The 19,188-nt window shown below is 63.5% G+C and carries 16 protein-coding genes and 1 tRNA gene; 11 read left to right on the top strand and 6 right to left on the bottom strand.

All coding sequences use genetic code 11. The annotated features are described in order from the left end of the window. Positions 1 to 52 precede the first annotated feature (52 nt). Complete coding sequence (locus AC25YV_RS02805; RefSeq protein ID WP_488122322.1) at positions 53 to 763, top strand: spermidine synthase; 711 nt, start codon at positions 53 to 55, stop codon at positions 761 to 763. 90 nt (positions 764 to 853) lie between these two features. Here AC25YV_RS02805 and AC25YV_RS02800 read toward each other — a convergent pair whose 3' ends face one another. Then, the gene (locus tag AC25YV_RS02800) at positions 854 to 1,138 is read right to left on the bottom strand and encodes a Fe-S cluster assembly protein HesB (protein WP_488122321.1); all 285 of its coding nucleotides are present in this window, start codon (positions 1,136 to 1,138) and stop codon (positions 854 to 856) included. Between the two features lie 148 nt (positions 1,139 to 1,286). Here AC25YV_RS02800 and AC25YV_RS02795 point away from each other — a divergent pair, with 148 nt between their 5' ends. Together AC25YV_RS02795 and AC25YV_RS02790 are read left to right on the top strand one after the other, a co-directional pair. Then, on the top strand, positions 1,287 to 1,649 hold the full coding sequence (locus AC25YV_RS02795) for a nuclear transport factor 2 family protein (RefSeq protein ID WP_488122320.1): 363 nt from the start codon (positions 1,287 to 1,289) through the stop codon (positions 1,647 to 1,649). 42 nt (positions 1,650 to 1,691) lie between these two features. Continuing rightward, positions 1,692 to 1,763, top strand: a tRNA-Arg gene (locus AC25YV_RS02790). 218 nt (positions 1,764 to 1,981) lie between these two features. Here AC25YV_RS02790 and AC25YV_RS02785 read toward each other — a convergent pair. Continuing rightward, complete coding sequence (locus AC25YV_RS02785; protein WP_488122319.1) at positions 1,982 to 3,112, bottom strand: tyrosine-type recombinase/integrase; 1,131 nt, start codon at positions 3,110 to 3,112, stop codon at positions 1,982 to 1,984. 606 nt (positions 3,113 to 3,718) lie between these two features. Between AC25YV_RS02785 and AC25YV_RS02780 the strand changes: the two genes are divergently transcribed. Together AC25YV_RS02780 and AC25YV_RS02775 are read left to right on the top strand one after the other, a co-directional pair. Then, positions 3,719 to 4,738, top strand: coding sequence for a hypothetical protein (locus AC25YV_RS02780; RefSeq protein WP_488122318.1), 1,020 nt, complete (start codon positions 3,719 to 3,721; stop codon positions 4,736 to 4,738). Between the two features lie 77 nt (positions 4,739 to 4,815). Continuing rightward, the gene (locus tag AC25YV_RS02775; protein WP_488122317.1) at positions 4,816 to 6,078 is read left to right on the top strand and encodes an SNIPE associated domain-containing protein; all 1,263 of its coding nucleotides are present in this window, start codon (positions 4,816 to 4,818) and stop codon (positions 6,076 to 6,078) included. Between the two features lie 31 nt (positions 6,079 to 6,109). Here the strand turns inward: AC25YV_RS02775 and AC25YV_RS02770 are convergent, their stop codons facing one another. Further along, complete coding sequence (locus tag AC25YV_RS02770; RefSeq protein ID WP_488122316.1) at positions 6,110 to 6,523, bottom strand: (deoxy)nucleoside triphosphate pyrophosphohydrolase; 414 nt, start codon at positions 6,521 to 6,523, stop codon at positions 6,110 to 6,112. Continuing rightward, complete coding sequence (locus AC25YV_RS02765) at positions 6,520 to 9,618, bottom strand: DEAD/DEAH box helicase (protein WP_488122315.1); 3,099 nt, start codon at positions 9,616 to 9,618, stop codon at positions 6,520 to 6,522. The genes AC25YV_RS02770 and AC25YV_RS02765 overlap by 4 nt, the downstream gene beginning before the upstream one ends. 221 nt (positions 9,619 to 9,839) lie before the next feature. Between AC25YV_RS02765 and AC25YV_RS02760 the strand changes: the two genes are divergently transcribed. Together AC25YV_RS02760 and AC25YV_RS02755 are read left to right on the top strand one after the other, a co-directional pair. Next, on the top strand, positions 9,840 to 10,145 hold the full coding sequence (locus tag AC25YV_RS02760) for a nucleotide pyrophosphohydrolase (protein ID WP_488122314.1): 306 nt from the start codon (positions 9,840 to 9,842) through the stop codon (positions 10,143 to 10,145). Further along, positions 10,132 to 11,913 carry a DNA/RNA helicase domain-containing protein gene (locus AC25YV_RS02755; protein ID WP_488122313.1) on the top strand — a complete coding sequence of 594 codons (1,782 nt, stop codon included), beginning with the start codon at positions 10,132 to 10,134 and terminating at the stop codon, positions 11,911 to 11,913. The genes AC25YV_RS02760 and AC25YV_RS02755 overlap by 14 nt, the downstream gene beginning before the upstream one ends. A gap of 328 nt (positions 11,914 to 12,241) precedes the next feature. Here the strand turns inward: AC25YV_RS02755 and AC25YV_RS02750 are convergent, their stop codons facing one another. Together AC25YV_RS02750 and AC25YV_RS02745 are read right to left on the bottom strand one after the other, a co-directional pair. Further along, positions 12,242 to 13,120: a hypothetical protein gene (locus AC25YV_RS02750; RefSeq protein ID WP_488122312.1), complete on the bottom strand. Its 879-nt coding sequence runs from the start codon at positions 13,118 to 13,120 to the stop codon at positions 12,242 to 12,244. 434 nt (positions 13,121 to 13,554) lie between these two features. Further along, positions 13,555 to 14,337, bottom strand: coding sequence for a hypothetical protein (locus tag AC25YV_RS02745; RefSeq protein ID WP_488122311.1), 783 nt, complete (start codon positions 14,335 to 14,337; stop codon positions 13,555 to 13,557). Between the two features lie 784 nt (positions 14,338 to 15,121). On the opposite strand from AC25YV_RS02745, the gene AC25YV_RS02740 reads away from it, so the two are divergent. The 4 genes from AC25YV_RS02740 to AC25YV_RS02725 all read left to right on the top strand — a co-directional run bounded on the left by AC25YV_RS02740 (position 15,122) and on the right by AC25YV_RS02725 (position 19,155). Further along, positions 15,122 to 17,872 carry an AAA family ATPase gene (locus AC25YV_RS02740; RefSeq protein WP_488122310.1) on the top strand — a complete coding sequence of 917 codons (2,751 nt, stop codon included), beginning with the start codon at positions 15,122 to 15,124 and terminating at the stop codon, positions 17,870 to 17,872. Between the two features lie 49 nt (positions 17,873 to 17,921). Beyond that, positions 17,922 to 18,137 (top strand): hypothetical protein, encoded by a 216-nt coding sequence (locus tag AC25YV_RS02735; RefSeq protein ID WP_488122309.1) that lies wholly within the window; start codon positions 17,922 to 17,924, stop codon positions 18,135 to 18,137. A gap of 118 nt (positions 18,138 to 18,255) precedes the next feature. Beyond that, a complete protein-coding gene (locus tag AC25YV_RS02730) occupies positions 18,256 to 18,453 on the top strand; it encodes a type II toxin-antitoxin system PemK/MazF family toxin (RefSeq protein ID WP_488122308.1) in 198 nt (65 codons plus the stop codon). Positions 18,454 to 18,702: 249 nt separating this feature from the next. Next, entirely contained in the window at positions 18,703 to 19,155 is a 453-nt protein-coding gene (locus AC25YV_RS02725) for a hypothetical protein (RefSeq protein WP_488122307.1), read from the top strand. Positions 19,156 to 19,188 lie beyond the last annotated feature (33 nt).

Below are 19,188 nucleotides of genomic sequence, written 5' to 3'. Positions count from 1 at the left end.
CCGCGGGGGAGCGGCGCCTCGGCGTAGTCTGGGCAGCGACGACGGGACACCTGTGATCGCACGATTCGAAGAGCTCGATTGGCAACCCACGCCGATCGGAGACCTCACCCTCCGGCGCCGAACCGAAGCCTCGGTGGGGCGCGAGATCTACGAGGTCAAGCTCGGCGACGAGTATCTGATGTCGAGCCTGTTCACCGTTGCCGAAGAGGCGCTCGCCGACCTCGGGCTGGCTGCGGCATCGGGGGATCAGCTCGCCGTGCTCGTCGGCGGACTCGGGCTCGGCTACACCGCCGTCGCCGCCCTGCGCGATGAGCGCGTCTCTGCGCTGACCGTGATCGATCGGCTCGATGCGGTGATCGGCTGGCATGAGCGGATGCTGCTTCCCGCGTCGCGCGAGCTGGTCAGCGATCCGCGCACTCGCCTCGTCAGCGACGACTTCTTCGCGGTGATGCGGCGTGAGCCGATCGATGCCGATGCGCGGTACGACGTGATCCTGCTCGACGTCGACCATTCGCCGCGGCATCAGCTGGATCCGTCGCACGCCGACCTGTACACGGCCGACGGCCTGCGCGCCCTCGACCGGCATCTGACCGAGGGTGGCGTCTTCGCGCTGTGGTCAGACGACCCGCCCGACGCCGAGTTCATGGCCGAGCTCGCCCAGGTCTTCGACGACGGCGCGGCGCATGTCGTCGACTTCGACAACCCCGTCACCGGCGGAACCTCGTCGAACACGGTCTACGTCGCGAAGAGCCGCACGGCCTGATCAGGCGCTTCTGCCACCGCGGCTGACGCGCCTCGGTGCATCCCCAGGCGCGACGAAGGCGGGCCCCGAAGGACCCGCCTCGCGAGGGTCTCAGCCCTGGGTGCCCAGTGCGAAGCGCACCGAGCCGTCCTGCGCCAGTTCGGCGTCGAGCACGCGGTCATCCAGTGCCGCCGCCGCTCCGACGTCGAGGAACACGTGCGCCCCGTTCTCGGCGACGACCGTGTCGGTCGCTTCGGGCGCCGGTGCGACGCTCAGTTCGAAGCCGTCGGCGGTGCCTGTGTCGCGGATGCGCACGCCGCCCTCGTCGGGCACGTCGGGCACGCGCGAGACGATCGCCTTGACCGCTTCAGCGGCGGTATCGGTCATGGTGAGCATGTCGGTCCTTCCGGTTGGGGCATCAGGACCGGCCACGATTCCGAGATCGGCACCGGGATGCAACCGTGTGTCGGCGATCCGCTTCGATTCCCACGCAATACGGAGGAACGCCCTGGTGCGCCGTCGGGCGTCGTGCCAGGGTCGTCGCATGGGCAACGCGCAGCGGTTTCTCGACGGCTATCTCGAGGCGTGGCGCACGAATGAGCCGGATGCGATCCGCGCGCTCTTCACCGACGACGCCGTGTATCGCGGGTCGCCCGATGACCTCGACCCCGCCGTCGGCATCGACCGCATCCTTGAGTTCTGGAGCGACGAACGCGACGAGCCGGGGGAGTGGACCTTCGAGGGCCACGTCGAGATCGAGACGACGGATGCCGCCGCCATCCGCGGCGTCACGACGTATGCCAGCGGCGAGAAGGTCGGCACCTACGACAACCTGTGGCTCGTGCGTTTCGCCGAGGACGGCCGCGCGAGCGAGTTCACCGAGTGGTGGATCGAGCGTAAGCACTGACGCCAGGCCGGCCGCAGAGCGCCGGTAGACTCGGTCGGGCCAGCCTCTGTAGCTCAATGGAAGAGCAGTTGCGTCCTAAGCAAACGGTTGGGGGTTCGAGTCCCTCCAGGGGCGCAGTCTTTTTTTGCTTCTGACCAGGGATTTCTTCTGTGGTCAGACCATATAGAACGCGTTTTTGCCCACTTTTTGCCCACATTCTGAAAACTCTGAGGGCAGATTCGAGGCAGAAACGGGGGCCTTCACGGCGCTTCGTTCGACGTCTCAGAGCGCCGAAATCGAGCATTTCGGGCGAGATGTACCTCGTCGAAAAACTGAGCAATCTGCTCTTGCGGTTACGTCGGTCGGGCGTAGCGGGTCTGCGGACCCGACGGCAGTGCCACCAACGGCATCGCATCGTTCAGTCTCGTCGCGACGGCATCCAGATCGTCGTCGAAGAGGTCGGCGTAGGTGTCCAGCGTCATCGCGGCCGACGCGTGGCCGAGCATTCGCTGTACTGCCTTCACGTTCGCGCCCGAGCTGATCGCGAGCGACGCCGCGGTGTGACGGAGGTCGTGGGGAGTGAGCCGCGGGATCGACGGATCGAACTCCTGCGCACGCCGGACGGCGTTCGCGAACCAGCCCTTCGCGCCCGAGTTGCGCATGTGGTTGACCCCATCGCCGAACAGCAGCCCTTCGGGGCCCTTGCCGGCGCACGCCTGCTCGATCATCGGAGCGAGCCGCGCGGGGTACGGGACCGAGCGCTTCTCGTGCGTCTTCGGCGTGCCGACGTGGATCTCGTAGGCGATCATCACAGCGTTCTCTTCGATGACGAAGCGTCGACGCAGTCGATTCACGCTGCGCACGCGCAGTCCCGTGGCCTCGCCCCAGCGCAGGCCGGTGTACGCGAGCGTCAGCACGAGGGTCGGATACGCCGAGCACGCCGCCAGCGTCGCCACCTGGTCGTGCGAGAGGTAGACGCGGCGTTTGCCCGGCCCGTGTCGAGGAAGGCTGCGCACGTGGCGGGCCGGATTGCTCGCGAGGCGCCGATCGTCGATCGCGACATCGAGGATGCCGGCCAGGACCCCGAGCGCGCGAAGGACGACGGTGCGCGACTTCTGTGACGCGAGGCCGGACACCCAGTCCTGCACTTCGGAGCGTCGGATCGACCAGATCTCCCGGTCGGCCCAGACCGGAGCTACATGGTTCTTCCATGCCCGCTCGAGAGTCATGTAGTACGAGGGCTTCGTCATCGGCGGCTGCTTGGATCGCAACCAGCTGTCGGCGAACATCCGGACGGGAACCCTCGAGGACGATGGGTCGATGTATTCACCCTTCGACTTCGACACCGTGACCATGGAGAGGTACAGCTTCGCCTCGCGCATCGTGGTGAAGCCGCGCTTCTCCGCTGCTGTGCGATCCGGCTTCCGATACCGCACGCGATAGCGGCGGCCCTTCGTCGTTTCGTACGGGGCAATGCTGCCCATCTCGACCTCCGCTCATGCCGGCTCGACGGTCAGTATCGAGCCAGTGTCGGACACTGGTCGGATGCCGTCAATGCGGCCGATGACCGATGTGGATGGATGTCGGAACACGTCCTCAACTGGCGTTGGGTTGGAGGGCGCCTCCCTCCGACGCCGAGAGTGTAGCGATCGGTCGCGGCTCCGTTCCGGGCTTTCGCGACATAGGCTCGGTCCTCCGCTGCGCTCCGGTCCTGCGCTATTTCACGGTCCCGGCACTCCGCCGCGCCCGATCGCTTGATTGGCTGAGTGTCGGAGAATGGGTTGCCGATGTGACGATGGTCTAGCACTGAGCTCCTTCTCTCTGCCTCATAGACTGACCAGCAGTCGAGCGTTGGAGGAAAAGTGGCACGTCGTCGTGGTTTTTTCGCTGAGATTCAACATCAGTCGAGGGTGGCTGAGCAGCGGCACCAGGCTGCGCTGCGGCAGCAGGCTGCCGGGGTGAGGCGTGCTGAACAGGCTCAGCGCGCCGCTGAGCGAGCGCAGCTCGCTGCGGAACGAGCTTCTGAGACGGATCGCAAGCGTCTTGAAAAGGCCGCTGCGGACGCATACGTTGCCGCGCAGCTTGCGGAGGTGGACGACCTGAACGCGGACTTGCGTAGCAAGTACGAGACGTTGGACTCCCTGCTTCAAGCGACCCTTGATGTGGATGATTTCGTCGACCTCGAAAGCTTGCGCGCTGTTGTCGTGCAGCCTGCCTTCGGCAGGCCGGATCTTCGGCGGCCATTCCCGGTACCGACGCCTATCGCTGACCCGCCGCTCCCAGTGAAGCGGGCCCCCGAGGAAGTCAAAGGGCTCTTCGGTAAGAAGAAGAAGGAAGCTGAAGCGCTTGCGGCGGTTGAGCAAGAGTATGCGACCGACTACTACGCCTGGCAGGCAGCGGTAGAGGCTTTGCCATCCCGAAGGGCAGAACAACTTCAGGAGCATGTTGAGGTTGAGCAACGTCGTCTGGAGCAGCTCGCGCTCGAGATGGAGAAGTATGAGGCCGAATGCGCACTCCGCGAGAGCGAGGCAGCAGAACAGAATGAAGCGCTCGACCAGTTGATTGCTGGCTTGGGCTACGGCACCGTGGATGCCGTCCAGGAGTATGTAGGGATTGTTCTCGCCAACTCCGTGTACCCGGAGTGGTTCCCTGTGTCGCACACGGCAGTCTTCGATCCAACCACGGCTGAGCTAGCCGTTCGGGTCCTGATCCCAGGACCTGATTCTGTGCCGTCCATCAAGCATTACAAGTACGTGAAGGCGACTGACGAGATCACCCCGGTTGCGGGGACCCAGAAGGACACGAAGGACCGCTACGCCGGGATCGTTCATAACGTCGCGCTCCGCACTCTGCACGAGGTGTTCGAAGCAGATCGGCGCGGTCTCTTCAAAGGGATATCACTAGAACTCGGAACAGAGACCACGAACCCGGCCACAGGCAGGCCGACGTATGTTCCGTTCGTTGCGGTCGCGACTGCGCGCGAACGCTTTGAGGAGATCGACCTCTCTGGCGTTGTTCCGGGTATGACGCTGGAGCATCTAGGCGCGGCCACGTCGAAGAACCCACACGGACTTGTGCCGGCAGTAACAGGGGGAGTGAGGCGGGCATAGTGGCTGCCGGACCTCTCTTTAATCCGCCTCCCGGATGGCCGAAGCCGCCTGCAGGTTGGGTTCCGCCTGCGGGATGGGTGCCCGATCCGGCGTGGCCGGAGCCGCCAGCAGATTGGGTCTTATGGATCACGCCCGAGGGCGCATCTGATGCGGAGTCTCAGGCGGAGGAAACCCTGCCCGCGGAGTCCGTCCAAGCGCCTGAGGTCGTTGATCCGGCGATCGCTTCTTCCGCTGAGTTGGACTTCTTGAGACGCGAGAACAGCGCGCTGCGGGCCCAACTCGCTGAGGTGGCCTCGCCGGACTATGTCGAACTCAGCGATGCTCGCGTCCTCCAGGACGTGGGCATCTACCGATATCACCACCCCCTCGAATCGGCGGCTGCCTATCAGGATCGTCTCGCCTCGATCGAGACTCGGATAGCCGAAGTGGTGAAGGCGGGGCGGGCAATCGTCAAGTCGGAGATGTTCACGTTCAACAACTCGCTCGCGCAGGGGCGGCGGATGACCGATGACCTCGCAAAGCTGATGCTCCGTGCCTACAACTCAGAAGCAGACAATGCCCTTCGATCACTGCGCGCGGGCAACGTTGTTACGGCGAAACGGCGACTCGATGCCTCGCGGAGCGCGATCGCGAAGCTTGGTTCGATGATGGAGATGCATATCAGTGATGAGTTCCACGATCTTCGTTTTGAGGAGCTTGAGCTCACGGCAGACTGGCTGATGAAGAAACAAGAGGAGCGCGAAGTTGCCCGTGACGAGCGCGCGCGACTGCGTGAGGAGCAGCGCGTCGCCAAGGAGCTCGCAGAAGAGCGGACCCGGCTTGATAAGGAACGGGCGCATCTTGCCAATATGCTCGCCGTACTCGGAGAACGGGGCGAACTGGACCCGGTGCTTGCGGCCAGACTTGCCGAAGTCGACGAGGCGATAGCCCAGAACGACTTCCGTGCCGCGAACATTCGAGCTGGATACGTGTACGTGATCTCCAACGAGGGCGCATTCGGCAGGGATGTTGTGAAGATCGGACTCACCCGTCGGCTCGAACCTCGAGAGCGCATCTACGAACTTGGCGGGGCCTCAGTGCCGTTTCGATTCGATACTCACACGTTGTACTTCTCTGAAGATGCGGTGACTTTGGAGGCCGAATTACACCGTCACTTCGCCTCGCGTGCGCTGAACCAGGCCAACTCCCGAAAAGAGTTCTTCTTTGCCACGCCTGGTGAAGTTCGCGACGTGCTCATCGAAAAGGTCGGCAGCATGCTGGAGTTCACTGAGGAGGTTGACGCTACTGAGTACCGCCAGTCGGTTGGCGCCTGGCCGGTGAGGGCAAAGGCTTCGACCTAGACGCGCTGACGGCAGGCGCTCGCGTAGTTCCTCAGTCGGCTTGGGCGAGAAGCCGCACGACCGCCTGCTGTACCGCTGGCAGCGCGAGCTGATCGGAGGGAAGCCAGTTGACAGCGTCTAGGTCCTTCGGGCGCAACCAACGGACCTGATCGTGGTCAGAACCAGCAACGGGCTCGCCGGATCGAACCGTGGCAAGGAAGAGCCGAAGGACATGCTTATCCCCAATGCGCCAGGGTCCGTCGCGATCGGCAACCTCGTCCAGCACGTCGATCGTTGCGCTGAGCTCCTCGTCGATCTCTCGGGCGAGTGCGGTCGACAAGTCTTCGCCGAGTTCGACCTTCCCTCCGGGAAACTCCCACTGTCCGGCCAAATCTGAGGGGCGAGTCCGTCGCGCAGCAAGAATTAGCCCATCGCGAACGATCACCGCACCGACGACCACGCTCATTGCGCCGCCACCGACGCGCTCTGGAAGAAGTCCGATGGCATGGGGCGATCGAGTCGCCAAGTGATCGCAATTGGCCGCTCGCCGGCGTGCTGAACCAGCTTTGCAGTCCCGAGAAGCAGGTACGGCGCCGTACCGAACTCGTTCTCCTTGTGCTCACGAACGAACAGAAGAACTTCGCTCGATCCTGACAGGTACCGCTGGCCTGTGGGCGAGGCGATGGTGGTTCCCGACTGACTCTCCCAATGGAAGAGGTCGCGACTGATCGGATAGTCGCGGTACATGGTGGTCGGCGAGAACGCTGCAGCCGACTTCTTGAGCGTGATGAAGAACGCGTCCACATTCTCTGGGGCTACGAAGAGCACGCCTTCTCGGAACGAGTTGGGCCGTCGTTGAAGGGTGGCGTAGCGAAGCGCCGCGAGAGCCTCCTCCCGTTGGTACCGAGCGTGCACTTGGAGCGGGGCCCAGGAGAGTCTGCCGGGCATCACAGTCGGAATGTGTCGCGCGGAGTCGAATCCGATCTCAATGACCGTGGAGAGTTCCTCACGAACTGCTCGCTCTGCTCTGAGGGAGCGCAACCCGTCGTCGACGGAGGAGAACCCGCCACCATCGGGCCACAGCGAAAAGAAGAGCATGTCGGCGAAGAGGCGGCTTCGTGCGGACAGCTCCGCGTACTCTGGCGAATCCTCCGCCAGTAGATGTCGATACTCCTGCGCGCGTTCGCTATCGTCCACGTGGACCAATGCGCGAACGCGCTTCAGCAGGTCAGCTTCGCGCTCCGTCCCCCCCGAAGTCGGAAGCCCCGCATCTCTTCGAAGCTGGGTCCATGAACGGCCCCGTTGTCCTCTCTTGAGCACGTCAGCGAGCTCGACCCCTGCCTCGCTCAGGAACTCGTCCAGCGTCATGTCGCCATACGAGCGAAGCTCAGCGGCAAGCTGATGCCACCGATTGGCGACCTGCCCCTTCAAATTCTCGAGGATGAGGTGCTGCGACTGTCGGTCGAGCACGATTTGCGACCCGGACGGCAGGAAGGAGAATCCGTGTTGGACCTGGCGGGCAACTGCTTGGCGCGTCAGCCCGGTGAGGGCACGCAGCCTCACGTCCCAACGAAACTGCTTGCTCTGATGACCCACGAAATCGAGAGCCGTAAGCACGGCCTTGTCAGCGGTGCGGCGCAGACCTCGACCCAGCTGCTGAAGGAAAACGGTCGCGCTCTCCGTAGGACGCAGGAAGAGCACAGTGTCCACGTGGGGCACGTCAAGTCCTTCGTTGAACAGCTCCGCCGAGAAAAGGACGTTGACTTCCCGATTTCGAAGCCGGCGAAGCGCCTCGTCGCGCGGCGCTTGTGTGCGGCCGTCGCCACTAATCATCAGGGCAGGGATCCCGGCCTCGTTGAACACTCGCGCCATGTACTCCGCGTGTGAGATGTCAACGCAGAAGCCGAGAGCACGCATGCCGAGCGGGTCAATCACTTTGTCGAGGACCTCCATGACGACAATCCGCGCACGCGCGTCATTTCCAGTGAAGAGCTTCGAAAGCTGCGCGGCGTCATAACCGCCGCGCACCCACGCGATCCTCGACAGGTCAGTGCCGTCCGCGATAGCGAAGTAGTGGAAGGGTGACAGAAGCTCCTGGCCGAGGGCATCCCACAACCGCAGTTCCGCCGCCACGCGTCCATCGAAATATTCCAGGATGTCATTGCCGTCGGCGCGCTCCGGAGTCGCAGTGAGCCCGAGTAACTCCTTTGGCTCGAGATGGTCTAGAAGCTTCCGGTACGTTGCTGAGCTGGCGTGATGAAACTCGTCAATCACCACGACGTCAAAAGCGTGGGCAGGAATATTCTCCACCCCGTAGGAGGTGAGTGACTGAACGCTTGCGAAGACATTTTCCCATCGCTCTGGCCGGCTACCTGCGACATAACTTTCGCCGAAGTTCTCGTCGCCCAGTACCTCGCGGTACGTACGAGTTGCCTGTGTGAGAATCTCTTTACGGTGGGCAACGAATAGCAGTGATCGCTCCGAGCCGCCGAGCCGCTGATAATCGAATGCCGCCAGGACCGTCTTGCCGGTACCCGTCGCCGCAACCACGAGATTTCGGTGGCGGCCGTGCACCTCGCGCTCTGCATCCAGCGCGTCGAGCATCTCCAGCTGGTAGGGATACGGCCGGACCTCCAGTCCCGATAGAGACACTGTCATCCGATCGTGGCGTCGCGTTCCAGAGGCCTCCGCGAGCGCATCGTCGAGTCGATCCCGATCGTGATCTGGGTCGTACGCCTCGTAACTGGCATCGTTCCAGTAGGTCTCGAACGTGGCCTGGAATTTTTCTAGCAGCGACGGCGTGCCCACGCCCGACAGTCGTACGTTCCACTCCACTCCGTCGAGCAGCGCAGCCTTCGAGAGATTTGACGAGCCCACGTACGCCGTGTTGAACCCGCTGCGGCGCTGGAAGAGCCAAGCCTTTGCATGCAGACGGGTTCGCATCGAGTCGTACTGCACTCGGACCTGCGCGCCGAACTCACGTGCCAAGCGATCGATCGCGGCACGCTCAGTAGCACCCATGTAGGTCGTGGTGATGATTCGAAAGTGGGCGCCCCGGCGTCGGAGTCGTGCGAGTTCCGCTTCCAGAAGTCGAACCCCGTGCCACTTCACGAAAGCGCACAGGAGGTCTACTTGGTCGGCCGTGTCGATCTCGGATTTCAGCTCGGCGTTCAGGTTCGGTTCGCCTCGCGCGTTCGTGAGCAGCGCTGCCTCGCTGAGTGGCGTACTCGGGCGGACGTTGTCGTACGTCGAGATGCCGGGACCGACGGGTGGCGAGAGCCGCTGCAGTTGGCGTGCCGGCGCCACCACTAGGTCGGGAGATTTGGCCATGTGTCCCAGCAGCCGGTTCACAAGATCGAGGCGGTCGCTCTCGCTCCCGATTGATGAAAGCTGCCGAACGGCTTCCTCGTAAATCAGGCGCGCGAGCACGTGGGGCTGGTCTGCGTCGTCGACAGCTTCAAAGGTCGGAAACAGCCCGGCCAGCGAGTGGAGGCGCCCCTCGAGACCCGAGGTAACGAGCGTCTCGTAGAGCCCAGCCTGCAATTCCGGTGATTCCGCCATGCTGCTCCCTATCACCGACCCTGCTTGCTGTGTTCCATACGTTAGTAGAGCGGCGGTCTGCCATCGGGTCGACAGGCCACCGCGCGAACTAGAGGGAAGTGGATAGGGTCGACGCTCCACCGCACCGCGGTTGACGCCGAGCAACCAACGAGAACAGGCGATCGTTGCGCGGAGTCGGCGCTACGTCTACTGATACGGTCGCAACCGTGACAAGTGAGCGGGTGCGCAAGGCGCTGGAGGAGTTCGTCCGAGAGCGTGACTGGGCCCAATTCCACACTCCGGCGAACCTCGCCAAGAGCATCGCGATCGAGGCCGGCGAGCTGTTGGAGTGCTTCCAATGGAGCGACGATGCGGACGAGGCCCTAGTGCGAGCCGAGCTCGCCGACGTGGTGACCTATTGCACACTGCTAGCTGCGCGGCTCGGGGTCGACCTCGACGAAATCGTGCTCGAGAAGCTCGTCGCCACTAGAGAGAAGTACCCGGCCGATCGCGCACGGGGACGGAGCACAAAGTATGACGCCCTTTGAGATCGAGCGACTGAACCTCACGTCGGGCGCGATCTCGGGTTGGAAGTCAGGCGACGAACGCCTCAGGAACTGGCCGGTCGTCTACGTGCTCGATGGTGCCAACCAGTCTGGGGCTGGCTCCGTCTACGTCGGTGAGACGGTCAACGCCGCTGCGCGCATGCGCCAGCATCTCGCGAACCCCGCCAAGAGCGCATTCCGGAGCGTGCGCGTTGTCATCGACGACACCTTTAACAAGTCGGCGTGCCTCGATCTGGAATCTCATCTCATCCGCTGGCTCGCCGGCGACGGCCAGTTCACCGTGATGAACGGCAACGAGGGCATCATCGATGCTCGGTACTACGAACGCGACCTTTACAGGGAGAGTTTTCGCGACATCTTCGAGAAGCTGCGATCAGAGGGAGTCTTTCAACGCAGCATCCCTGAGATCGAGAACAGTGACCTCTTCAAACTGTCGCCATTCAAAGTGCTCACGCCGGAGCAAGCAATTGCGGTCGAGGACATTGTGGAAGGGCTCCTCGCCGACCTCGAGACGGGAGCCTCGTCCGCGAGCGTCATCGAGGGGCAGCCTGGGACAGGCAAGACCATCATCGCGATCTTCCTGATGAAGCTCCTCGCGGATATCCGCGACCACAGTGATGCTGATGAAGTCGAGCCAGACTCAATGTTCGCCGATTTCTTCGTGCCCGAGAATCGCGCGCTGCTCGCAGGCCTTCGCATCGGGTTCGTTGTGCCTCAGCAGTCTCTCCGCGAATCGATCAAGCGCGTCTTCAAGAAGACGCCCAAGGTCACGGAGCGACAGATCCTGACACCCTTCGACGTTGGTGCATCTGATCAGCCGTGGGACCTCCTCATCGTGGACGAGACCCATCGCCTGAACCAGCGCGCGAACCAGTCTTCCGGTGTAAACAACAAGCGATTCATCACCATCAACGAGAAGTTGTTTGGCGCTGATGACCCGTCGAAGACGCAGCTGGACTGGATTCGCGCGCAGAGTCGACATCAGATCTATCTGCTCGATGCCGAGCAGACCGTGCGGCCGTCTGACCTGCCCCAGCCTGTGCTCCGCTTACTCGTCGAGGAGGCCAAGTTGACGCATCGCCAGTATCCGCTGTCCACCCAGATGCGTGTGCGTGCGGGCGCCGACTACGTGCAGTTCGTCCGAGATGTCCTACGGGGTGAGCCCGGCGCGACCGAGCGACCCAACTTCGGTGACTATGACCTGAGATTCTTCGACAACCTCGCTGCAATGCAGCGTGCGATCGTCGACCGCAACACCGAGCATGGCCTAGCGCGCCTCATCGCGGGCTACGCATGGGAGTGGAAGAGCAATCGCGACAAAGAAGCGTTTGATATCGAACTGGATGGCGTGCGCCTGCGCTGGAATAGCCAAGCCAAAGACTGGATCAACAGTCCGGGATCCATCCACGAGGTCGGCTCAATTCACACCGTCCAGGGTTACGACCTCAACTACGCCGGCGTCATCATCGGCAACGACCTCCGGTACGATCCGCACTCGCGACGGCTCTTCATCGACCGCGGCTCCTATCGCGATGTGAAGGGCAAAGAGAACAACAAGCAACGCGGCATCGCCTACTCCGACGACGACCTGCTCGAGTTCATCCGCAACATTTATGGAGTTCTGCTGACCCGTGGGATGCGCGGGACTTACGTGTACGTGTGCGACCCAGCTCTTCGGGAGTACATCGCGGGCGTGATGAAGCGGCGAGGCTCTAATTCGTCTCCGCAGGACGAGACCCTGGCAAGCTAATGTTCAGCATCTTCGTCGCTCCAGCTAGTTTGAGCGCGAGCTCATTTTCGAGCGCACCAAGCGGGGCTGGCGTCGGCGCGGGCGCGGGTGCGCAAGGTCGGTCGTCGGGACAAGATAACTCCTGCGAAGCTCCGCCGCCCCAATAGCCGCAATGGCGGATCTATCAACCCGAGTCAGCGATCTATGCGCAGAGCTTGGAATCCTGCGTCACACCCTCGACCACTAGGTCTCCCCGGAGGGGGAGCATCGGCTTACCATCTCTCCTCCAGGTCACGTCAAAGCCGCGTTCATGCCGAAATCGGATCGGGCGTGGCTGTTGGGCGAGCGATCACCAATGACCTTTTCGCTTCCATCGCCGGCCGAGATCCCCTAGGCGGGTCGCGGTGACGATGGTCGTGGTGCTGGTTGGGGGCCAAGTTGCCGCCGTAACCATCGGGCTTATGCAAAAGCGCACCGCGGCAGGGTGGTGCCAGAGGTCGGGGCAGGCTGCGGCACCGACGAGCTGCAGCAGCGAGATCTTCTCCGAAGCCGTCAAGGATGCCGCGACGGTGCTCGCGCCAGCGAGGTGTGCAAGGCCCCTCGATCTGACCCCGGCGAGAGAGCTAGGCATCCGGCCAGTGGACTTCCTGGGGTAGGAGATGTCGCCGAAGCTCCTGGGCAGCGGGTGGGCGGCGCTGGTCGGGCTGAGGGAGGCAAGGTACTCGGCCACGATGCTGCACCAGACATGTGATTCAACAATGTTCGTCAGGGTGACCTTCGAGCCCACTACCGAGATGGCGCCCTGGGTGACGCTCTCCGCGAAAGCCTTGGCGTCCGCTCGCGCAGCAGCGGTGCTCGCAAGGCTCGATCGTGCGACATCGATGAATGCGGCATGAAGTGCCTCGTCGACGAGGAGGCTCTCGTACCAGGTCGCGCCGCGCCCGACGTCGAACCCAAGGGCGGCGGCCTCCGTCGGCGTCAGTACGTAGCGCGCGGGACGGGAGCGGGTAGTGATGTCACGAAGCCCCGTGTGGAATCCGCCGAGGATTCTTTCGAGGTCGCTAAGCAATGCTGCCATGTCGGCGGTGTTGTCGCAGGATGCAGCTCTGATGACGAGGTCGTTTTGATGTCCTGCCCCGTGGCAGAAGCAGTGACAATTCGCCAGCGCTGCAGTCTCACAGCCTTGGTTGTGGACGTGGCTGATGGTTGACGACGTTCCGGGTGCCATCGCTTCTCCTGACGTTCTCTCGAATTCGCCCTCGAATTCGACGCTTGCTCCGGAGGATACTTGCAGCCACCTCGCAGGGCGAGCAATTCGGGACATCTCGACTCAAATCATGGAATCAGATGCCCGGTTAGTGAAGCTGAACTCCAATATGAACGCTGCTGAAACAGGCCATTAGATTCGTACGCAACAGCGTCAATTTTTCCAATTGTGACCGCCCGTCGTGGTGAGAAAGCCGGTCGTTCTGGACGAGCAATCCTGGGCTTCCCGGCTGCGAGATCAGTGGAAGCTCGGAGTACGTCGCCGCTGACATTGCGGGAGCTATCGCCCTGTCCGTGTGGAACCAAGCTTTCTGGCCAACCTATTGCAGCCGCGGCCCGAGTCGTGAGGTCTCGCCTGTGGGGAAGCCGCATAGAAACGGGTGCGCGAACAGACCTTCATCTGCTTGAGCTCGCACCGGCGTCGAGCTTTGCGAGTTGCTCCTTGTAATAGGCAACGTTCTCAGGTGCCAACTGCCGAATCAGCGTGCACAGATGTTGTTGAACGAGCCGCATCCGTTCACTCGCAGGAGCGGATGGCAAGTCGCGTGAGAATAGCTGGAACCACTGCGCGAAACGCTCGTCGTACTCATCCACGAAGGAGGCAAAGCCGATGCACCCGTCTGGTGCCAGTTGCTCTCGCGACCGCTCAGCGATCGCCCGCTGCTCTTCGCGCCAGATCATGAGTTTTCCTCCGTCGTGCCGATCGCTCGCGAAGGTTCGTCCGATTTCGCGGAGAGTTGCCGCGACGGGTTGGGTGTTCGAGTCCGCCAATAGCTTGGAGAGATCAGCTCGGTCGTACAGGGTCTCGACCACGCACCAGTAGCGGGCAAAGCGATGGAGTGTACCGATTAGCGCGGTCTGGCGTCGTGATTCCTCAGAGCTCGATAAGTAAAGAAGGAAGTCGTTGTTGCGGATGTTGTCCAAGCGTTGCGCCAAATCGAGCGCGACAATGATCAGGGGCTCGCGAATCCGATCGAGTTCCGCTTTTGCGGTGATGGCCCGCTCCTCGCGCCTGTCTTGTCGAGCTAACCCAAGCTTGTGGTCTTCAAGCTTCTTATCTAGGTCAATCTGCTTCTCCAAGAGTCGCTGCTCACGACGCTGGCCGGAGAACCACCCCACGAGTGCGACAACGAGCGCCGCTACGGCCGCGACAAAAGAGGCTGACAACTGAGCATCCATCCCTGAAGCAAACACACCAACTCGGCCCCGGTCAAGTTCGCAGACGCCCAGAAGATCGCCGAGAAATGCGCTCAGATTCGAGCGTGCGTCCGGGCGCAGGACGAAACAGGCCAACTAGTTGGCGGAGGTGGGGATCCTGAGATGTCACCAGTTCGTTCCTCACGCCTGACTCCCGCGTTTCAGTCATGGCCGCTTCCCCCGCCCTCGAAATATGCTGCTACTTTGTCGAGCCGATGGCCCATTGGTCCGGCAGTCTGCCCAAGTCCGAAAGGGTGAGGTCGTTAGGTATCGCCGCCCATGTCCGCGCCTCCTTCTAGGCGTGATCGATGCCGTTGGGGAGCTAGCTGGCGACTTCTACCCGGTCCGAGTCCCATATCGTGCGGCAGCGATGGGCTCGATGATCGGCGGGATCGCGTTGATCGGGGTCGTGACCGCGACGTTTGCTGAGTGAATCGTCGAGCGCGTCACCAGCCCGACTGTCCAGACTGGCCGCGGCAAGAGCGGCTACCAGACGCCAAGTCGAGGAACTCCAGCGGCAGTCCGCGAACTCAAAGACCTGATTCGCAAACTACGACCCACGACGCGACCCACGACACGACCCACGACACGACCCACGACACGACCCACGACACCACGATGAGAGATCCAAGAGGGAAGACCGATGCACGCAGGCACCGTCGGTGGCGAGCCCCTAACCTGCGACATCTGAAAGCATGGCGCTACAGGTACCCACAAGATCGAAAAAGTCCTGGCTATCCGGCAAATCACACCGTACCCTGACTGCATGCGAGGAGGCCTTGAGCGGTGGAAGAGGGGTGCCGACTCCGGCGGAGTGCGGCACGCGATCGGTTACGCACTCGAGGGCACTTGCGACGCTCATATTCATCACTCCGCCGGCCCTGACGCGCTCGAGGCGTATGGCGCGGCATCCGATGCGACCGTCGAGCGATTCGTCGTCGAGAACGGCACCATCGCCTCTGACCAGCTCACTGCGGGCGGCCTGCGCGTGTGGCTCACCGGACACGACCCGGTCACGGGGGAGGAGCGCGGCCGGCAGCGGCTGAGCCCGGACGCCGACCTCGTGCTCGACGGCACGATCAACCATCCGAAGTCGTATAGCCTCGCGGCGCTGCTGCATCCCGAACTCGCCGCCGAGTTCGAGGCGCTGCAGGACCGGCTACGCGACCGCGTGCTGCTCACTTGGCAGGCCGAGCTGAACGCGCGGCGCGGGCATGGCGGCACCATCCGCGAAGACATCACCCGCATCGAGATCGTCGAGCTGCAACATCGTCGCTCCCGCGCGCTCGACCCGCACGCCCACCGTCACCTGTGGCTCAACGTCAAAGTGCTCGGTGCCGACGGGCAGTGGTCGAACGTCGACTCGCGGGTCGCGATGAAGCTGCACACGGTCATCAACGCCGAAGGCGAGCTCGCCGCCCGCACCGACCCACAGTGGATCGCCGCCCTCGCGCGCCACGGATTCACAGTTGACGCCGACGGGCAGGTAGCTCAGCTGGTTACAGCAGTGCGGCCTTTCTCGCGCCGGTCGGCGCAGATCGAAGCGAACCGAGCGAAGCTGGTCGCCGAGTGGATGGCCGATCACGATGGTGCGAGCCCCAGCATCCAGGTCCTGACGCAGATCGACCGTCGCGCATGGGCGATGTCGCGCCCGAACAAGCCCGCCCACCTGGACGAGCAGTCTTGGGAAGCAACCGTCCTCGACGAGCTGGAGGGCATCGATCCTGCCCTCACTCGCGAGCGGACTCCGGTCGTGCTCATCGCAACATCGTTGGGTGCCCTGGACTTGGACCTGTTGTCGGATGCCGCGGTCGTCGATGCCGACACGCGCTCCACGCGTTCCGGTGGCCGGTTTAGCTCGTTCGATCTGCGCGCCGGCGCAATTCGTGCTCTCTCGCGCAGCGGCGTGATCGCGCCGCGCGACGTGCTGTCCGCGACGATCGATGACATCACCGATCGAGCGCATCGCAAGTCCATCCGCCTCCTCGGAGGCGCGGACATTCCCGGCCACGTGAAGGCGTTCATGGCGACGGAGACCGTGCGCCTGAAGATCCGTCTCGCAGGGCGCCTCGATGCTCTCGCCTCACCCGGCCGCTCACTCCTGCCGACCGAGCTGCGTCGGAGCGCCGCATCCACAGATGACGTCGACAAGTTGGATGCCTCGCAGCTTGCGGCGGCGGGTGCGATCGCGGGTACGGGTGGGCTCGTGGCCGTCACCGGGCCAGCCGGCGCGGGCAAGACCACCATGCTGCGCGTCGCGCACGCTGGACTGACACAACAGCGGCGACGGATGCTGGTGGTCGCGCCGACCCTGAAGGCAGCGTCAGTCGCCTCGCGCGAGGTTGGCGCCGCGGCCTCGAGCCTGCACGCATTGCTCTTCGACCACGGGTACCGCTGGGGCACTGACTCCGCCGGAGCGGAGGTGTGGACGCGTCTGTCTCGTGGTGACGCGGACCCGACGACGGGGATGATCTATGACGGGCCGACCAAGCTCGTCCTCCGTAAGGGCGATCGGATAGTGGTCGACGAGGCCGGCATGGTCGACCTCCAGACCGCGGCCGTCCTTGTCGATCTCGCCCTCGAGCACGGCGTCGGCGTGGCGATGGTCGGGGATCCGTATCAGGCGCTCCCTGTCGGGCACGCGGGAGCGATGGCAACCGCAGTCCGCTACGCGACAGCATCCGTCGAACTCGACACCGTGCACCGGTTCAGCGATCCCGAATACTCCGCGCTCACGCTGCGCCTGCGCAACCCTCGCGACAGCGACGAGGCTCTGAGCGTTGCGGAGGAGCTGCTGGAACGTGGGCACGTGCAACGCGTGGCCACTGCGGAGGAAGCGCACGACGCGATGGTTGCGGCCTACTTCGAGTGGCATGCACGTGGCAAACGACTGGCCTTGGTCTCTGGCACCAATGAGGAGGCGGGCGCGATCAACGACACCATCCAGCAACGACGCGTCGATGACGGCGAGCTGGACCCCACGACGCTCGCGCTGGGGATGGGGGAGCAGCGCATCCTCGTCGGCGACACGGTGCAGACCCGCCGCAACGATCGGCGCACCGGGGTCGAGAACCGTGCGCTGTGGGTGGTGCGTGGGATCGGGGATGACCTCATCACGCTCGCGGCGGCGAGCGACAGCGGCGAGCTGCGTGGCGTAAGTCGCGAGTACGCGCTCGAGCACCTGCAACTTGCGTACGCGTCGACGGTGCATGGCATCCAGGGCGAGACGACGGATGCCGCGGTGGTGGGGCCGGGTGTCGACGCGGCCGGACTCTACGTCGGCCTGACCCGCGGGCGGCACCACAACGTGGCCGTGACGATCGCTCGGACCGACGTGGAGGCAATTGCGCAGGTTGGCGCGACGATGATGCGCGGGACGACTGAACTCACGATCCAGGACGCGATGCGGGCGGCGGAGGCAGAGTTGCGGCGGGCGGCGCGAGAGCGGGAGCTTCAGGCTTCCTCGCCTTGGGCCACACCGAGCTCGTCGCCTTCGCGCGGCGGACTCTCGCTCTAAGCGCCCGCTCGGGGACGTGAGCTTGCTCGCTCGCCGGGATCCTCCGGGTATGGCTACGATCATCGAGGTCAGCGAAGAGCTCCGTGACCGGCTCAAGGGGCATGCCGCACCTCGCGGGCTCACGCAGCTCGCAGATGCCGAGCACAGACGGTGGCGTCTCCACCTGCTGAAGTCCGCGATCGACGCGTCGAGCAGCGCCGATGCAGGGTCGTACGCTGCGGTGACCGGAGACTGGGAGCGCACCGACCTAGCCGACGCTTCGTGACGCGCGCCTACCTTGCTCCGGGCGTCGTGGTCTCGGGGCACTCGAGCCTGTCCGCGGCAGAGAGCAAGGGTGGTTATCGTCCCGTGCTGATCGTTGGGTCTGGGGGAACTTGGATGCTGTGACGACCCTCATCATCGTTTTACCGATCACGACTATCGACCGCGGATGGCCGAACCGCATCCGGGTAGAGGGGCCGAGCGGGCTGGACCGGCCATCGTGGGTCATGACCGAGCAGCCTCGCACGTTGTCGAGGGACCGACTCACGGGCGTGGCCGGCGAAGTATCGATCGGCTGTCTCGCAGCGGTACGCACGTGACTGGGCGACTTCCTCGATCTTTGACGGGCGTGACGGCGGCAGACATGTAGGTCTGAGCATCAGCAGTTGCGAAGTTCGGCGGCGTTGCAGTTGGCAGGGATTAATCGGGCTTGTCGGCGCGCCGGGCATGCGCGAGGGGTGCTGCTCGAACAGCGGGTCGCACAACGGGGACGCTCCCGCCACTGTGCCGTCGAGGGACGGTGCTCGTCCATACCCCGGGGAACCGTGGCGCTCTGCTTGAATGTGCCCATGCCAGACGATTCTTCTTCGGCTCTTACCCTGACCGTTCCTTTCCATATTTTTCGGGCCAAGGGGGCGAACCGGATCACATACCAGAGCGCCTCGCGTATCTCGGAAGGCTTTGACAAGACCGCGGCGCCGACAGTCGGTACGATCTGCATCGCGGTCCACGACAGCTCTGACGACGAAGATCATGACATCGCCGGCGACTCTATTGTCGCGCTCGCTCTAGTGCGAGGTGTTGCAGGGGTGGCAAGCGGACTTGTGAGAGCGACGCTCACACCGATCTACCGACTTTCCGCTCCTGTCCTACTAGCTGACCTGAAGGGGAAACCCATCTCTCTCGGGGAGGTGCCGACCGACTTTCATTCACGGCACCTCTCGCCCATGACGGCGCAAGCACTGATCAAGCACCTCGAGACATTGGACCCGGCGCTCACTGAGTGGATCGGGACTGTCTGAATAACGGTGTGTGGGGTCCGGTCTGATCCGAGA

It is taken from the genome of Microbacterium sp. Y832, assembly GCF_057669765.1.
Note: the sequence above shows the minus strand (reverse complement) of the source record. Positions and strands in the feature narration are given on the sequence as shown.

What these genes read in the sequence shown, in the direction of transcription:
- AC25YV_RS02765 (WP_488122315.1), bottom strand. Translation starts at nt 9,618, where the DNA reads ATGGCGGAATCACCGGAATTGCAGGCTGGGCTCTACGAGACGCTCGTT.
- AC25YV_RS02755 (WP_488122313.1), top strand. Translation starts at nt 10,132, where the DNA reads ATGACGCCCTTTGAGATCGAGCGACTGAACCTCACGTCGGGCGCGATC.
- AC25YV_RS02745 (WP_488122311.1), bottom strand. Translation starts at nt 14,337, where the DNA reads ATGGATGCTCAGTTGTCAGCCTCTTTTGTCGCGGCCGTAGCGGCGCTC.
- AC25YV_RS02725 (WP_488122307.1), top strand. Translation starts at nt 18,703, where the DNA reads ATGCCAGACGATTCTTCTTCGGCTCTTACCCTGACCGTTCCTTTCCAT.
- AC25YV_RS02785 (WP_488122319.1), bottom strand. Translation starts at nt 3,112, where the DNA reads ATGGGCAGCATTGCCCCGTACGAAACGACGAAGGGCCGCCGCTATCGC.
- AC25YV_RS02770 (WP_488122316.1), bottom strand. Translation starts at nt 6,523, where the DNA reads ATGAGCGTGGTCGTCGGTGCGGTGATCGTTCGCGATGGGCTAATTCTT.
- AC25YV_RS02740 (WP_488122310.1), top strand. Translation starts at nt 15,122, where the DNA reads ATGCGAGGAGGCCTTGAGCGGTGGAAGAGGGGTGCCGACTCCGGCGGA.
- AC25YV_RS02800 (WP_488122321.1), bottom strand. Translation starts at nt 1,138, where the DNA reads ATGCTCACCATGACCGATACCGCCGCTGAAGCGGTCAAGGCGATCGTC.
- AC25YV_RS02735 (WP_488122309.1), top strand. Translation starts at nt 17,922, where the DNA reads ATGGCTACGATCATCGAGGTCAGCGAAGAGCTCCGTGACCGGCTCAAG.
- AC25YV_RS02795 (WP_488122320.1), top strand. Translation starts at nt 1,287, where the DNA reads ATGGGCAACGCGCAGCGGTTTCTCGACGGCTATCTCGAGGCGTGGCGC.
- AC25YV_RS02750 (WP_488122312.1), bottom strand. Translation starts at nt 13,120, where the DNA reads ATGGCACCCGGAACGTCGTCAACCATCAGCCACGTCCACAACCAAGGC.